The sequence below is a fragment of the Paenibacillus sp. P32E genome (assembly GCF_001909085.1).
Taxonomy (GTDB): Bacteria; Bacillota; Bacilli; order Paenibacillales; family Paenibacillaceae; genus Paenibacillus_AQ; species Paenibacillus_AQ helianthi.
Window position 1 is genome coordinate 188,657 of sequence record NZ_LVYY01000007.1, and the last position, 12,995, is coordinate 201,651.

Here is a 12,995-nt window from a genome sequence, read left to right on the forward strand (position 1 = left end):
CACTTTCTATCCCCCCAGTAAAACATTAGAGTAAGTTTAGCAGAATATAAGGAATTCGAAAAGCCTTCCTTTCCAATCTACATTATCTGTTATTGCTGGCGGCAGCCCCCCGCCTTAGGTTTTGTTGTATTATGGCTGAACCACAAGCTTTTTACTGGGCATAGAATGCTGTGTCCGAGCAGTTACATGGGAAGTCACCGTAAACTCGCCAGCTGTTTCTACTATTCCTTCAGCCTTATATGTACCATCCCCTGCTGCTTCCCCAGCGAACTCCAACTTCTTGTCCGTATTGCTGTTACTTCTGATTTCAAAAAGAACCTCTTTTGCATCATTCACTGGTTCGCCTTCCTGTGTCACCAGCGCTTCAAAACTCACCTTCTGGCCTGCAGTAACCTGCTGGGGGCTCCAATTCAACTCTACTTTTATAGGCTCCATAGACATGTTTGCCACAGTATGCATATGACTCTCCGTCTTCCCGCCTCCTGAACAGCCTGAAAGAGCTACTGTAATCATTACCGATAAAAATGCTGCCAGCTTCCTTTGATGGATCATTTGGAATCCCTCCGAATCAAGGTAGGTTAATATCATACTGACATATCTGTGAAGCATTTCTTTTCTATTATACACATAATATTCAGATAATCAGTAATCCAACTCTTTTTCCCGCCCCAATTTGTGAGAATGGTCACATCGCCACTGATACACACGAGATTTATTTACATGCTAAAAAAACCGCATCCCCATTTGATCAGGATAACGGTTTTTGGAAGAGATACTATAAAGATTTCACAAGCGGAAGAAGCTCACTAAGATGACCAATCTGATAGTCCGGTGTAATTTCAGGATCAGTTTCTTTACCGGTGCGGTTAATCCATACGGTAGTCAGGCCTGCGCCAAGACCGCCAAGGATATCAGTAGTCAGCTTGTCGCCAACCATAATTCCTTCCTCCGGCGAAATATCAAGCAGTTCCATCGCATGTGTAAATATCCCTTTGTCCGGTTTGCCTTTACCGAAATTGCCTGAAATCACAATATGGTCAAAGTACGGAATCAACGCAGGCACACCATCCAGCTTCTCCTGCTGCAATGCAGGACACCCGTTCGTCAAGAGCAGCAGCTTCACCTTACCCTTGAGCTGATCCAGTACATGCAGCGTTTCTTCATACATGTATGGGTGGCTTCGGCGTTCTGCGGCAAATTTAGCAGCCAGCTCTGCAGCCAGCGCTTCATCCTCCACACCCAGTGCTGCCAGCCCGCGGCGCCAGGATTCGTTACGGTAGACAGGAGCAAGCTGCTCCATCTTCCGGAATTCAAGCTGTTCACCTGCTGTAAAATTCCCCCACAGCGCTTCAAAAGGATTGATCCCAATCAGCTTGGTGAACGGAAACGTTTCATATGATTCATACAGATTCCTCGCTTCCCTGCGGACAGCTGCTTCCAGTTCCTTAGGATCGACGGATTCACCTGCTGCTTCACTGGCATAACGAAATGCTTCTTCAACGCTACGCTCATCCCAGAGCAGTGTGTCATCAAGGTCAAAGAGTACGGCGGAAATCGGCATTATAGTTCTCCCTCTCCCTATGCAGGACGTATCTTTCTATTCGTTCACATATTCTACATGATTCTGCTTGGCGAACTGCTCCAGACGCTCACCCATTGCATTAATGTCATAACGGTTGAACAGCCTGGAGAATACCCACTGTGTGCGTTTACCTTTATACTTAATGGAAACTGCACCACGGGTAACGGTAATTTTTTCAATATCCGCTGCTGGAAGCTGACGCTCACGGTTGTATTTAATGGTGGCAAGTCTGGCACGTTCAACCTTCAAATATGGACGGCGGAAAAACAGCAGTGCCGCAAGCAGGAAATACAGTACCACTCCCAGCCAGTTGGCAAGAATGCCGCTGCCTTTAGCTTCATCTATGGAACCAACTACCCAGAACATGATGCCAAGCATCAACAATATTACCGGAAATACAATATTGCGGCCTTTAAAAATATCGCTGCTCTTTGCAGCGGCAGAAGTGGTTGATGCATAGATGGAATCTTTCCCTTGCTTCTTGCGTTGCTTGTTGATTTGCTGTGTGTTGCGTTGAACCATTCTTTCCCAAGAACGGGCCATGTCAGTTCCCCCTAGTCATCCTATAATATCTATGAAAAGGAACAGAGCATCATTAACTCCTGCCTTGTTGCCTTGTTCATGCGCTTATTTGTCCACAATTTCAATATTATTAAGTTGAGCACGGAAGTTACTGCGGATATTACCCAGGTAGATCTCGCGAAGCTTGGCTCTTTCCGTAAGCTCCTCTTCATTCAGGCCGTCACTCTTCTGTTTGCGCGCTAATTCATTGATGCGGGCGACCAATTCGTCAATGTTCAATATGTTCCCCTCCCCTATAAATTCATTCTAACTTTGCCATGAGAAAAAGAGCTTGTCAAGGTCTACCCCCTGAAAGCTCCTGGTATCCATCTATAGGTACTCTATCAGTATTAATATACAGGTAAACTCAGCACATCGCCGGCTTGGATATTGCTGTTCTTAAGACCGCTCGTCCGTTTGATTCCTTCTATATATACAGCCGTTTTCATATGAGCCGGTTTATTCTTAAGTGCTATGCTCCAAAGTGTATCCCCGCGTTCAACAACAACCCTCTTCTCCTGCTTGGCCGACAACACCGATCCCGCAAAAACATTGCCTACCACAGTAAATCCGGAAATCACTAACAGAAAAATCAAGGCCAGCTTTACAATTGTGTCCTGGCGGAGCAATCTGCGGCAAGGTGCTGTTAAAGAGGAAAGAAGATTCTTCATATCTAGTCTATCATTGTATGCAGAACGGGCTCTCGCTGTTTGGTCCTCATGAACCTCGTCGTAAATACTACGGTATGTGCTGTACTTTAACATATTAACCGACCTCCAAACACTTGTTCTTACTTTCGAAATTAATATAACACGAACATGTGTTTTGATCAATACTTTTTTCGAACAATTGTTCCCTTATTCTTCGAACCTCTTTTTCTGTTATATCCACTCCGCTTTTCCATTCTCCAGCTGCCATTCCCGATCGTTTTAGAACTTATGTTTGTACGAACGGAAGTTCTATGTTATAATTTTCCCAAACATAGTATATGGGGTTGATTCCGATGTCAAAGATTTCGAGTCGTCAACTGGCGATCCTGGAATTTATTCGTAACGAAGTCCGCAGCAAGGGGTATCCGCCTTCTGTCCGGGAAATCGGTGAAGCTGTAGGACTGGCTTCCAGCTCCACGGTACACGGTCACCTGGACCGGTTGGAGAAGAAAGGGCTTATCCGCCGTGATCCAACGAAACCGCGTGCAATAGAACTGCTGGGACAAGAGGATTCCGAGAATGTTCATCAATTTGTTCAGACGGTAACACGCATTCCAGTCGTTGGAAAGGTTACCGCCGGGGTACCGATTACAGCAACAGAGAATATCGAGGACTACTTTCCACTGCCTACTCATTATGTAGGTGATAACAAAGTGTTCATGCTGTCTGTTCTTGGTGACAGTATGGTCGACGCTGGCATTATGAATGGTGACTATGTAATCGTCCGCCAACAGCAGACAGCAGATAATGGCGATATCGTCGTTGCCATGACTGAAGAAGATGAAGCAACAGTTAAGACCTTCTACAAAGAACGTGACCATATCCGTCTGCAGCCGGAGAATCCGGCTTATGAGCCTCTACGTCTGAATCGAGTTACGATTCTGGGCAGAGTTATCGGCCTATTCCGCGATATTCATTAGTAAGTCCCCGTCTCATTTATAACTGTTCCGCTCAATAGCGGAACAGTTTTTTCATTTTCCTCCAATCTACCAATTGTTTTCTTTACACTATTTAGTACTAATAGTTGGCCTATATTGTTACCCTCTGCCTGATTAACCGAAGGGGAACAACTGTTCGCTATAGGTTTTCTATCTAATTTTCCAGAACTCTCTCTACACTCCACTCATATCCTGATCATAAAAGGAGTGTTGATCAAAATGCCCAATTATCGAATCATTATCGATCTGTCACAGCGAATGCTGTATCTTCTGGACAATGACACTGTAATTAGAGGTTTTCCTGTCGGCATAGGCAAGATGCTGTCCGTTTCTCCAGTTGGAGAATATACCATTATCAACAAACAGAAAAACCCCGGCGGCCCTTTCGGAGTTTTTTGGATGGGCCTATCCAAACCCCATTATGGGATTCACGGAACCAATGACCCTTCCTCCATCGGTAAAAAGGTCTCCCATGGCTGTATTCGCATGTACAATGAAGATGTGTTATCCCTCGCAGCAACAGTTCCCATTGGAACCCGCGTAACTATTCGGGAATAACTGCACAAAGGACACCTTAGCGAGACATTTATCAACGTCTCACTAGGTGTCCTTCATGTTCAAACATTTATTTTGCATACAAACAGGAAAAGCGGAGTAATATGTCGAAACCTGTATATTGGTAAATTAAATCTTGAAAGGAAGTGTCTGGTTTGAATCAATCCAAAATAAGAACCCATGTCGACTTCAAGGTCGACGCATTAGGTAAGCTCTCCAATCTTTTACTGAACAATAATCATGGGGAACGCAGAGTCAATATCCTTACTGCCTTCGGCAGCATTCAAGGCAACGTAGCTTCGAACACCAGCAGTAATGAGGATGTATTTAACCTCAAATCATTGATGGACGATGTCATCGTTGATGAATACATTTCCTACTTGGGTGCTGAGCATCCTGAAAAGACTTTCAATTACAATTTTGTAGTTTTGGATAATGTAATTGTACGGCCTTTCGCCAGCTTTGGAACTGAAATTGAATATAAGCAGCTGATTGTCTATGCCGAGCAAATAACGTCCTTCAACTTCATGTAAAACCTGTTTATGATTACATATTGAAGTAATAGACGGATAATGTCTCCCGGTGAATCTCAGGCTTATACCACTCACGACCCGGGAGCACATTGTTCTTATTGCTGAGTCTGCTCATATCCAAGCTCATCCAGAATGCCTTTAGCCAGTACAAGCTGCACCTCTTCCGGCTCCTTCAGCTTCCTGGCGTAGACTACTGCACTTTTGGCAACTTTCTCAATCAATCTTCGGCCCTGTTCCTTGGTGATCGACACTTCTACCCCAGAGCGCCCTACCACTTCAGATAAGCAGAAAAAGACAATGCGCATACTATAATTCTCCCTGCTTAAAAAGTAGAACAAGTGAGGAACATTTTTCAGCAGACGATCCACCCAATTCGTAATCTCACGGATCTGATAAATCTCCCTGCGATCCTGCTCATACCCGTTAAATATGAGCTTTACCTTCCCGCGCATTTTCTTTTTCTCATACTTCTTGAATTCCCGTAAATAATTCTCCAGTCTTCCCTTTTCCACATCTTCCCTAGAAATATTCATCACTGTAACATCTTCATCTTTTTCCATCTCTATCACCTTCCACTTATGTAAGATAACCGGTTTCACACCTATGAAAAGGCATCCCGGGGGATGCCTTAGATTCCAAGACTTCTTTTAAAGGTTAAGATCTAAGCATTAAACCTTACAGCACACTTCTAAGCAATCGGATAGCCGCAGCGTTTAAGCGTAACGCTTCCCGTATGGAAGCTCTCGCAGCCAGCAGCTCACGTCTGGCACGGCTTGGGTTTGGCACCCGGCGCAAGTTTTCATTGATTTCTTCCAGTCTTTCCAGCAAAATAGCTCTTTGTGTCCGCAGCAAACTGATAGCTCTGCGGATTCTCGCACGTTCGCGTTCTGTCATCATTACACCTCTTTTACGTTTTATAGTATAAGAGATGCAAGAGCAGACACATTGGTATGTGTTATCTGGCAACAATAACAGATCATAAAACGAAAGAGCCGCTTTTCAGCAGCTCTCAGAGTCAGGTTAAGCTTCCTTGACCTTTATAGAGATCACATTCGCCGGATTAATGTGTTTGCCGCCCGCCATAATCCATTCTGTAAGTCCACTAGATTTCAGATGTGCCCGTGCTTCCTCCGCCGTCTTGAATGTGGATTCCAGCTCTTCAATTTGTCCATTCACATATTGAAGCTCATAATGAACTGCACTCACAATGAACCACCTCCTATTTCTATCTATTCTATTAATTCGACACTTGGAATGGTTTACCTGTATACCCAGGCTGTCAACTGATCTGGACTAACGTTGAACTTGTCCGTCATTCTTGCTTCTTTGGCACACGGACTCTGAACTCAAACCCTTCCCGGCTGTAACACATTCCTGCAACAAGTACATCTTCAGGCGTCCATCTCTGAACAGGACCGGCATAATCTGCTATGACATGCGGCTTGCCTTCAATCAATTGAACAACGTATACCTTCACTTGTGCGAGAGCTGCCGCGAACAAATCGGCATCGCTCGTCAGAACCTTATATGTTGATTTCAAAACAGCTCCTCCTTATCTACTGTTTCCCACTGCTCATAAATTACACATTTTCAAGCAATTATGTACGAATCCCAAGCAGCAAATCCGTTCGGACAAGTATTACACTACAATAACAAATAATCACCTACATAGTACCACGATTATCATCCCAATAATCAGAGCTGAACCACAAAAATATGCATGCGGGTCATATTTCATTCTATAGGTAGTATACAGCCGCATGGAACAATATGTAAACGATTTAGCAGGCTTATTTTGTCAAAAACATTATTCTTCTTTTTTTGGTATTCGTTCAAAATGATGTGCTTCCGCGGATATGCGTGTCATTTTCATGACTTTGCTTGCCTTTCTGCCCGTGATTTGATAAGACTAAGGTAGTTTGTTCCCAGATTGGATATGAGGAGGATGCACATTGGAAGAAGTACGGATACAAAAAAAAGACCGTGCCGTCAGCTTTAGGGTGATCGAGGAGGAAGGCGAGTATATCGTTTTTGACATGTCACTCTCAAACCCGGCCAGCAACCGCACCCATTATACCGGTAAACAGTTCGCAGAAGCCTGGAAAGCCGTTGAATCAATTCTAGGCGAAACCGAGATCCCTGATGAAATAATAAAATATGCAAATTCTTAACTCAGAACTTAAAGCGCCCCGGCAAACGGGGCTTTTCATTTATTTAGCGATATCCATTTACGAACAATTGTTCCCTATCTAGTTATCCGCGTATTTTTTAAGTTGAATCGGTTAGTGCTTGTCGCGCGGGGTATCTACATACTGCCCGGTCAGTGGATCAAAGCGGGGACGTGGACCCGCGATCCGATGTTCAATCCGCAGTATAGAACGGAGCAACTCCCCAAAACCAATAAAAAACATTCCCGCAATAGACGACCACATAGCTATATACACACCAGTCAGTACACTTTCTGCGTCGACTGCTATTGGAATAGAGACAATTAATCCCGCCACCAATAACAAACCGCCAAAATATTGGAGATATTCACTTTTCACAGGATTCACTCCTCACACTATTATTCACGGCTGCAATCAATGAAACTTTATTTTCGCCTTAAGCTCCACTAAGGTGGCCAGCGAAATCCCAATGATCAGTAAACAATTCTATATAAGATTCATAGACAGCTTGATCGTCCCGCCTTTAGAACGGCTTGATCGTGAAACCCTTTACGCTTGTGATCAGAAGTAAATAACAGCCTAAGTATAATTGATTTCGGACATTCTGTGAATGAATAGTACATCACCGATACGCCAGAAGCCCATCCACATTAATAAAATACTCATTTTCCCTCTTCCTTATTAAGCGCACCCACCATTAAAACCCCGCCATTACACTGACGGGGCAATGATCATTTTAAATAAGCGGTTCTTGAATCAAAGTGGCAAAATTAAATTGGTGCTGATGGCCATCATTTAAAGTAGTGAGACCCGTAACAAAATGGACATGCTTGCCATTACCAACCGAAATCGCCGGCCCCGTCCGAATCTTTTTGAGATTATGAAAATGGTTTAAGAAATCCGTTTTAGTGAGATCAATTTCATGAACATGGCTTTTTCCTACCCGAATCGCTTGCCCCGTAACGCCTGCGAACCGATGGTTATGTCGATCTGCTCCTTCTTCCGCCAGTTTGGTACTACCCTCAAATTCATGGACATGCCTCTGCGTCAATTTAGCAGATCTTACTTTCTTTAGTATAGGATTTTTTTTCTGCATTCGTACCTGCCTCCTTATAGTAGTAAACAATAACATCCTATTGAGGCAAGGGCATGTATGTGTTAGGCAACCGTTAAAATCCAAAAGATTTTTTACAACATCAATTCATTTCATTTTGTACCCCTAATTGGGTATTAAAATCGAAGTTTGCTTTGATTTTGTAGGCATTTTATGGGCGCCGCCTTTTGAAGGGTTCTTAAAACTCCACATGCACAAACAAAAAAAACCTCGACGCCAACGGCGCCAAGGGCTGCTTCATCCTAGTAAAGAGTCATGTATTGATCTCTTTCCCATTCGTGTACTTGTGTGCGGTTTACAGTTTGGCCTTTTTAGATCCATCTGAACGCTGCTGAATGCCTTGAACAAAAGGGAACTAAGAGAGGTAACTTTCTAAATATACTGCCTTACTTCTATTATATGTGGGCATTTTGTGGGCGTTTATGTGGGCACTACTTTTGAGTCATATTAAAGCTATAAAAATTGAGCCGTCCAGGATTACTCCTGTGGCGGCTCTTTTACATACTCAATCAATTCAGAAATGTCTTTCAATCCTAAAGCAATCATAATCTTGTTGAGATTTTCCGGGGACCAAGCTTTCGATTTATTATCAGCCATATCTGAGATAGTAGGGTACCGTATTCCTGTCGTTTTAGATAGTTGGTTTGCATTTAGCCTTTTTTCATAAAGTAGCTTGTCCAGTTTGAGTCTTAACATATGCTCACCTCACCTAAAATATACTCGATTTACGTATAAAATTCAACGAACACCGAATATTTTTATACGTTTATCGTTAATTAATATACGTTTTTCGTATATAATTAAGATAAGAAAGGAGGCGAACACATTGGATAAAACGAGAAAAGAAAGGCGTAAAGAGTATCAGGTTGAAACAATCAAGACAGTGACTGCAATCATCGTCCAGATTAACTCGATACTCACCCTCATCGTCCTGCTCACCAAGTAGGAAAACCCGAAACCTTGGCCCCGAAAGGGGCTAAGGCGTAGGGGGATGAAATACAAGGGGCGCCTTTCCCTCTCGATTATAACATAACGATAAGGAGCGATGAAACGTGACCGTTAAACAAAAAATCACCTCGGTTATGACCTATGCCGCCCTAACTATAAGTATTGCAAACATCATTATACTGCTGGTGAAGTGGTAATGTTGCCCGTACACGTAAGGCTTGCAGAGTTTTACCACCTGCATAAGCCGGCAAACTCACAATCGAGCACTGTCCGGAGCTGCTGCAATGTCTGTCCGTCAATGAACGGTATTGCTGGGATACTCTGAAGCTACGGCAGCTCACAAACACGGCAGCAGTCATACAGGACACAGAATGGCTGAGTGAACTCCAGATCCGTGAAAAAGCCCTTCGGCTAACTGGGAGGGCACCAAAACTATGATGCTGCAGAAGCTAAAGCCCGGGCTAGTTGTTCGGATCATCGAAGGACATGAGAGTGGTTTTGGCGGTCGGCAGGGGAAGATTATCGCTGTAGGAACTTTTCAGGGAGGACCTAAACATATAGGTGCGCTGGTGGATATTAACGAACCACTATTAATTAACATTGAATCAGAAGGATTAGAAGAAGCATATGATGACCCATTGCCACGAGGATGGGAGGAGTTTGAAGTATAACAAAAAACGCCTTGTTGGCCTTAATGGTCTGCAGGTCGTTTTCAACCGGAGATTCTATTATGGATGCGTCTTGGTTCCTTTTTTTCCGTTTGTAGGATTAGTATTACCCTTGGTGCTCCAGTTGTTGTTAAAACTATGATCTGGATCTGACCGGTAATGCGGAGCCACATAAGTCCCATTTTTCTTAGTATACCCGTGAACATAAACCCTTGCAGATGCTGAACTCATGAAACTTAGGGACATAACTGCAATTAATAAGATGACAGTTAATCTTTTAAAATATTTCAATTTATATACCTCCTAGTAATATTCACCTAAAAGGATATATCTAAAGACCTATGAAAAAATATGACGTTTTACACATTATGTAAGTATCTCTTGTACCAATCCAGCATACAGTATAAGTCCATCAGTATAATTTCTGAAGAGTTTTACTTATTTAAAGTTATCTTTTAATAAGTCTCCAAGATCCGCTGTATAGTTGGTCAACCGCAGACTAATCTCTGTACGCATAACATCCCGGGTCATTCCAAACCGCTCCTGGTATCCACGGCATAAGATTTTATGATACACCAAGAATTCCTTTTGCTCATCCGTAAGCACCTTCATATTCCGCTGCTTCAGCTCCCGCTGCAACTGATAGGTATCTTGTATGATGCGGCGCTGAATAGCTTGATCGGCCATCAGATAAGCCCGTTTAAGGATGTTGTTGGATTGTTCGATCTCTTTCAGGCTCTTGCCAACCATTGTATCTATGTAAGGAAGCAAAATGAGGTCGCGTACCATCGTCCGCTCGTCAATCGTGATCAATTTATCTACAGATTCGCGTTGCTGCCCCTCGAACTGTTCGACATGTTCAGTCATGATCATTTTGCTTTTCCACCGCTCGTTCCCCTCCAGTTTGGTCACTGTGACCCCTCCTTAATGATACAACCAGTAATCAATGTTATTCCCCTCTCTGCCGTTCTGTACGCCTCGTTCCTGGGAGGTGTCGTATGGAACGTTACGTTCCCAGCCCTCAAGGATGGATGCTGTCTGGATAGGCATGGATACGCTCCATTGTATGTAATTTTCGGCGGCCAGGACTTTAAACGCCTTTGTGATCTCCACTGGCCGCCGTCCGCTCAATCGTCCCAGCTCCTTGATGTTTGGCATCCTTTTGAAGTGATATCTGAACTGAGATAAGATCCGCAGCAGCTTACGTGGGGTATCATCAAGCATGCCGCTTCTCTACTACCAGCCTCCAGGAAAGTATGCTGGCAGTTAAGAATACGCGCGGCGCTCCGGTGGTCAGGCAGGTAGCCCGAATACGGCCGTCACAGATGCCGTTAACTTCGATTTTCCGCTGCGTAATCTTACCCGCTTTATCCTGGTATATAATTTCGATGGTTTGGCCGATACCCATTTTCATGTGATCGCCTCCAAAAAATAAGAACGTTTGTTTGTATTATAACCAAACATATGTTCCTTATACAATGAGAAAGATATTCTTTGATTGGGATAAAAAAGAAAACAATTGACTTCGCTCACTTTATTGCAGATATAGACATAAATGTTTAGACAACCCTTGTTAAGTTTTGTAAAGTGGGTATTTATAATACATACTAAGGAGTGCAACTAAACAAATGAAAAGAATGAAGATTGTTCTTATGTTTCTACTTATTTTCACTGTAATTCCTTTAAACGGTGCCTTCGCTCAAACTGGTGGTATTTTTAATGGTTATGCTGTAAATAATGGAGATTGGGATCTTCGTACTCAAACTTATACTTACCGCGGTACCATTAGCTCTATTACAGATAATAACGTAAATACTGGCAAGGGCTTATCAAATGGAGGTACCGATAATTCAATTCAATTTGACTTAGGATCTCGGGGGACAGCGAATATAAGCTCATATTTCTTTAAATCTTATTATGCTTCTGAAAAGGTTGAAATCAATTTTTTGGATAGTCAAAATAAAATTATAGCAACACGCTCTGATATTGTTACAACTGGTGTTTTGACAAGTTTAGGGACTACATATTCCGGGGTAAAATCCATTGTTGTAGTTAACAAATCAACAACGGGTGCACTTAGTCTTTATGAAGTTGACTTTTGGGGTTCAGTAATCCCCCCTACCCCTGAACCAACAGAAACACCTACAGCAACACCGACAACAGCACCGTCTCCTACACCTACGGCTACACCAACACCAACGGTTACACCAACTGCTACACCATCTCCAACTCCTACAGCCACTACAACTCCGAAACCAACAACTACACCAGAACAACCGACTGGTGATAGAGCTATTCTCACGATTACTCTTATTAATGGAGTTGAAAAGGAATATGACCTACCCATTGCTGAAGTTAATGCCTTTTTAACCTGGTACGATAACCGTGATGCAGGAAGAGGACCTGGTATGTATGCGATTGACAAGCACACAAACAATAAAGGCCCCTTTAAAAAACGTAAAAATTATGTTGTCTTTGATAAGATCCTTACCTATGAAGTAAGTGAATACACAGCAGCAGAATAAACAAATCGAGTAGGAGGGGGCGGTAAGCCCCCGTCCTCTCACCTATGAAAAACTGCAAGTCCCAATTTGCGAATAAAGGAACTAAGTCCAACTAAACCTAAAAATGCCAACACTAAGCTAAACCAGGCTACTTTGTTTTTTTAGCCTGGTTTAGCTTATAGCTTTGGGTTCATCTTCTATCCGACTCCTCCAAGCCATTCCTCACTCGTTACTATCGGTTCTTCTGACATCATTTCAAGCGCTTCAACAACTTCGCTCAGCTCGGGCATAGCGTATTCATTCGCGTTTTTTTCCATACGCTTGAGCTTGCGTTCAAGCAGGTCTCGCCGCAGATCCCTGTATTCTTCTTTACGACTTAACACCGCCCAAATGACGTGGAGAAGTTTACGAGCAGTCGCAACAATCGCAACCTTATGCCCCTTTTTTTCCTTCAGCGCTAGATAAAACAAACGCAATTTTCCAGGGCTTTGTACCGCTCGTTGGGCACACTGGACCAGAATCCAACGCAGTGTACTCCGGCCTTCCTTGGTAATGTTACCGGTATAGTACGTTTTCCCCGATTGATGGACCGAAGGGACCAACCCACTGTATGAAGCCAATTTTTTGGGAGAGGAGAAACGTGAAATATCTCCGACCTCAGCGAGGATGGTCAAGGCGCTTAGTACAGATATCCCAGGTATACCCATAAGCAAG

Annotated in this window: 24 protein-coding genes; 7 read left to right on the forward strand and 17 right to left on the reverse strand. The window is 43.3% G+C overall.

The window, feature by feature from the left end; genetic code table 11:
* Positions 1-129: 129 nt before the first annotated feature.
* The 5 genes from A3848_RS08700 to A3848_RS08720 form a co-directional block, all read right to left on the reverse strand.
* Positions 130-552, reverse strand: coding sequence for a FixH family protein (locus tag A3848_RS08700; RefSeq protein WP_074084554.1), 423 nt, complete (start codon positions 550-552; stop codon positions 130-132).
* A 223-nt stretch (positions 553-775) separates the two neighbouring features.
* Positions 776-1,561 carry an HAD family hydrolase gene (locus A3848_RS08705; RefSeq protein WP_074084555.1) on the reverse strand — a complete coding sequence of 262 codons (786 nt, stop codon included), beginning with the start codon at positions 1,559-1,561 and terminating at the stop codon, positions 776-778.
* Between the two features lie 36 nt (positions 1,562-1,597).
* Positions 1,598-2,125 carry a hypothetical protein gene (locus A3848_RS08710; RefSeq protein WP_074084556.1) on the reverse strand — a complete coding sequence of 176 codons (528 nt, stop codon included), beginning with the start codon at positions 2,123-2,125 and terminating at the stop codon, positions 1,598-1,600.
* Positions 2,126-2,209: 84 nt separating this feature from the next.
* Positions 2,210-2,383 (reverse strand): DUF896 domain-containing protein, encoded by a 174-nt coding sequence (locus A3848_RS08715; RefSeq protein WP_074084557.1) that lies wholly within the window; start codon positions 2,381-2,383, stop codon positions 2,210-2,212.
* 110 nt (positions 2,384-2,493) lie between these two features.
* Entirely contained in the window at positions 2,494-2,907 is a 414-nt protein-coding gene (locus tag A3848_RS08720) for a LysM peptidoglycan-binding domain-containing protein (protein ID WP_074084558.1), read from the reverse strand.
* A 239-nt stretch (positions 2,908-3,146) separates the two neighbouring features.
* Between A3848_RS08720 and lexA the strand changes: the two genes are divergently transcribed.
* From lexA to A3848_RS08735, 3 genes are all read left to right on the forward strand, one after another.
* Positions 3,147-3,773: a transcriptional repressor LexA gene (gene lexA, locus A3848_RS08725; RefSeq protein WP_025704214.1), complete on the forward strand. Its 627-nt coding sequence runs from the start codon at positions 3,147-3,149 to the stop codon at positions 3,771-3,773.
* A gap of 237 nt (positions 3,774-4,010) precedes the next feature.
* Complete coding sequence (locus A3848_RS08730) at positions 4,011-4,349, forward strand: L,D-transpeptidase (RefSeq protein WP_074084559.1); 339 nt, start codon at positions 4,011-4,013, stop codon at positions 4,347-4,349.
* A 152-nt stretch (positions 4,350-4,501) separates the two neighbouring features.
* A complete protein-coding gene (locus A3848_RS08735) occupies positions 4,502-4,879 on the forward strand; it encodes a hypothetical protein (RefSeq protein ID WP_074084560.1) in 378 nt (125 codons plus the stop codon).
* 95 nt (positions 4,880-4,974) lie between these two features.
* Here A3848_RS08735 and A3848_RS08740 read toward each other — a convergent pair whose 3' ends face one another.
* The 4 genes from A3848_RS08740 to A3848_RS08755 form a co-directional block, all read right to left on the reverse strand.
* Complete coding sequence (locus A3848_RS08740) at positions 4,975-5,439, reverse strand: hypothetical protein (protein ID WP_074084561.1); 465 nt, start codon at positions 5,437-5,439, stop codon at positions 4,975-4,977.
* Positions 5,440-5,554: 115 nt separating this feature from the next.
* Positions 5,555-5,773 (reverse strand): hypothetical protein, encoded by a 219-nt coding sequence (locus A3848_RS08745; protein WP_074084562.1) that lies wholly within the window; start codon positions 5,771-5,773, stop codon positions 5,555-5,557.
* A gap of 126 nt (positions 5,774-5,899) precedes the next feature.
* A complete protein-coding gene (locus A3848_RS08750; protein ID WP_074084563.1) occupies positions 5,900-6,085 on the reverse strand; it encodes a hypothetical protein in 186 nt (61 codons plus the stop codon).
* A gap of 106 nt (positions 6,086-6,191) precedes the next feature.
* Positions 6,192-6,419, reverse strand: coding sequence for a hypothetical protein (locus A3848_RS08755; protein WP_074084564.1), 228 nt, complete (start codon positions 6,417-6,419; stop codon positions 6,192-6,194).
* Between the two features lie 412 nt (positions 6,420-6,831).
* Here A3848_RS08755 and A3848_RS08760 point away from each other — a divergent pair, with 412 nt between their 5' ends.
* Positions 6,832-7,050 carry a hypothetical protein gene (locus A3848_RS08760; RefSeq protein ID WP_074084565.1) on the forward strand — a complete coding sequence of 73 codons (219 nt, stop codon included), beginning with the start codon at positions 6,832-6,834 and terminating at the stop codon, positions 7,048-7,050.
* Positions 7,051-7,161: 111 nt separating this feature from the next.
* On the opposite strand, the gene A3848_RS08765 is transcribed toward A3848_RS08760, so the two are convergent.
* From A3848_RS08765 to A3848_RS08775, 3 genes are all read right to left on the reverse strand, one after another.
* A complete protein-coding gene (locus A3848_RS08765; protein WP_074084566.1) occupies positions 7,162-7,425 on the reverse strand; it encodes a hypothetical protein in 264 nt (87 codons plus the stop codon).
* A 358-nt stretch (positions 7,426-7,783) separates the two neighbouring features.
* The gene (locus A3848_RS08770; protein WP_074084567.1) at positions 7,784-8,143 is read right to left on the reverse strand and encodes a YmaF family protein; all 360 of its coding nucleotides are present in this window, start codon (positions 8,141-8,143) and stop codon (positions 7,784-7,786) included.
* A 495-nt stretch (positions 8,144-8,638) separates the two neighbouring features.
* Positions 8,639-8,857: a helix-turn-helix domain-containing protein gene (locus A3848_RS08775; RefSeq protein WP_074084568.1), complete on the reverse strand. Its 219-nt coding sequence runs from the start codon at positions 8,855-8,857 to the stop codon at positions 8,639-8,641.
* Between the two features lie 510 nt (positions 8,858-9,367).
* Here A3848_RS08775 and A3848_RS33550 point away from each other — a divergent pair.
* The gene (locus A3848_RS33550) at positions 9,368-9,547 is read left to right on the forward strand and encodes a DUF7667 family protein (RefSeq protein ID WP_483874429.1); all 180 of its coding nucleotides are present in this window, start codon (positions 9,368-9,370) and stop codon (positions 9,545-9,547) included.
* On the forward strand, positions 9,544-9,780 hold the full coding sequence (locus A3848_RS08780) for a hypothetical protein (RefSeq protein WP_074084569.1): 237 nt from the start codon (positions 9,544-9,546) through the stop codon (positions 9,778-9,780). Before A3848_RS33550 ends, A3848_RS08780 begins: the two co-directional genes overlap by 4 nt.
* A 57-nt stretch (positions 9,781-9,837) precedes the next feature.
* On the opposite strand, the gene A3848_RS31670 is transcribed toward A3848_RS08780, so the two are convergent.
* The 4 genes from A3848_RS31670 to A3848_RS08800 all read right to left on the reverse strand — a co-directional run bounded on the left by A3848_RS31670 (position 9,838) and on the right by A3848_RS08800 (position 11,191).
* Positions 9,838-10,068, reverse strand: a complete 231-nt coding sequence (locus tag A3848_RS31670) for a hypothetical protein (RefSeq protein WP_143186138.1) — start codon at positions 10,066-10,068, stop codon at positions 9,838-9,840.
* Positions 10,069-10,215: 147 nt separating this feature from the next.
* Positions 10,216-10,689 (reverse strand): YhjD family protein, encoded by a 474-nt coding sequence (locus tag A3848_RS08790; RefSeq protein ID WP_074084570.1) that lies wholly within the window; start codon positions 10,687-10,689, stop codon positions 10,216-10,218.
* A gap of 12 nt (positions 10,690-10,701) precedes the next feature.
* The gene (locus A3848_RS08795; protein WP_178381941.1) at positions 10,702-10,935 is read right to left on the reverse strand and encodes a hypothetical protein; all 234 of its coding nucleotides are present in this window, start codon (positions 10,933-10,935) and stop codon (positions 10,702-10,704) included.
* 58 nt (positions 10,936-10,993) lie between these two features.
* Complete coding sequence (locus tag A3848_RS08800; protein ID WP_074084572.1) at positions 10,994-11,191, reverse strand: hypothetical protein; 198 nt, start codon at positions 11,189-11,191, stop codon at positions 10,994-10,996.
* Positions 11,192-11,405: 214 nt separating this feature from the next.
* Between A3848_RS08800 and A3848_RS32205 the strand changes: the two genes are divergently transcribed.
* Complete coding sequence (locus A3848_RS32205; protein WP_178381942.1) at positions 11,406-12,302, forward strand: hypothetical protein; 897 nt, start codon at positions 11,406-11,408, stop codon at positions 12,300-12,302.
* A gap of 176 nt (positions 12,303-12,478) precedes the next feature.
* Here A3848_RS32205 and A3848_RS08810 read toward each other — a convergent pair.
* Positions 12,479-12,995: transposase (locus A3848_RS08810; protein ID WP_143192364.1), on the reverse strand; the 517-nt coding region annotated here is incomplete at its 5' end.

Coding starts and splice junctions, on each gene's coding strand:
- A3848_RS08700 (WP_074084554.1), bottom strand. CDS start 552: ATGATCCATCAAAGGAAGCTGGCAGCATTTTTATCGGTAATGATTACA.
- A3848_RS08705 (WP_074084555.1), bottom strand. CDS start 1,561: ATGCCGATTTCCGCCGTACTCTTTGACCTTGATGACACACTGCTCTGG.
- A3848_RS08710 (WP_074084556.1), bottom strand. CDS start 2,125: ATGGCCCGTTCTTGGGAAAGAATGGTTCAACGCAACACACAGCAAATC.
- A3848_RS08720 (WP_074084558.1), bottom strand. CDS start 2,907: ATGTTAAAGTACAGCACATACCGTAGTATTTACGACGAGGTTCATGAG.
- lexA (WP_025704214.1), top strand. CDS start 3,147: ATGTCAAAGATTTCGAGTCGTCAACTGGCGATCCTGGAATTTATTCGT.
- A3848_RS08730 (WP_074084559.1), top strand. CDS start 4,011: ATGCCCAATTATCGAATCATTATCGATCTGTCACAGCGAATGCTGTAT.
- A3848_RS08740 (WP_074084561.1), bottom strand. CDS start 5,439: ATGGAAAAAGATGAAGATGTTACAGTGATGAATATTTCTAGGGAAGAT.
- A3848_RS08745 (WP_074084562.1), bottom strand. CDS start 5,773: ATGACAGAACGCGAACGTGCGAGAATCCGCAGAGCTATCAGTTTGCTG.
- A3848_RS08770 (WP_074084567.1), bottom strand. CDS start 8,143: ATGCAGAAAAAAAATCCTATACTAAAGAAAGTAAGATCTGCTAAATTG.
- A3848_RS08775 (WP_074084568.1), bottom strand. CDS start 8,857: ATGTTAAGACTCAAACTGGACAAGCTACTTTATGAAAAAAGGCTAAAT.
- A3848_RS08780 (WP_074084569.1), top strand. CDS start 9,544: ATGATGCTGCAGAAGCTAAAGCCCGGGCTAGTTGTTCGGATCATCGAA.
- A3848_RS08795 (WP_178381941.1), bottom strand. CDS start 10,935: ATGCCAAACATCAAGGAGCTGGGACGATTGAGCGGACGGCGGCCAGTG.
- A3848_RS08800 (WP_074084572.1), bottom strand. CDS start 11,191: ATGAAAATGGGTATCGGCCAAACCATCGAAATTATATACCAGGATAAA.
- A3848_RS32205 (WP_178381942.1), top strand. CDS start 11,406: ATGAAAAGAATGAAGATTGTTCTTATGTTTCTACTTATTTTCACTGTA.